We start from the raw sequence: 229 nt of genomic DNA, 5'->3' as shown, positions 1-229 counted from the left end.
ATCCGGTTGCGTTCATGAGCGCGTTTAACATGTTTTTTAGCGACGGTGAGACCGATGCGGGGATGCCCCAGAGCGTTAAGGCGGCCGAGAATAGTAATTTGCGGCGTGCCAGCCAGTTGTGGCTGCTGGAAGACGAAAGTGAAATGAGTGGGATTTAACTAACGTAACTCCCTGGGAAATGAGAGCTTTCCCATCAGGGCTTGCTTTTTTACTTTGAATCGGTCAGACG

At 50.7% G+C, this 229-nt stretch carries 1 pseudogene; it reads right to left on the bottom strand.

What is annotated here, in order from left to right:
• Positions 1-194 (bottom strand): annotated as a pseudogene (rnpA, locus tag NR195_RS22860) (ribonuclease P protein component); the annotation flags it as partial.
• Between the last annotated feature and the right edge of the window lie 35 nt (positions 195-229).

The organism is Pantoea sp. Ft-CA_14 (assembly GCF_024520875.1).
Classification (GTDB): domain Bacteria; phylum Pseudomonadota; class Gammaproteobacteria; order Enterobacterales; family Enterobacteriaceae; genus Pantoea; species Pantoea agglomerans.
Note: the sequence above shows the minus strand (reverse complement) of the source record. Positions and strands in the feature narration are given on the sequence as shown.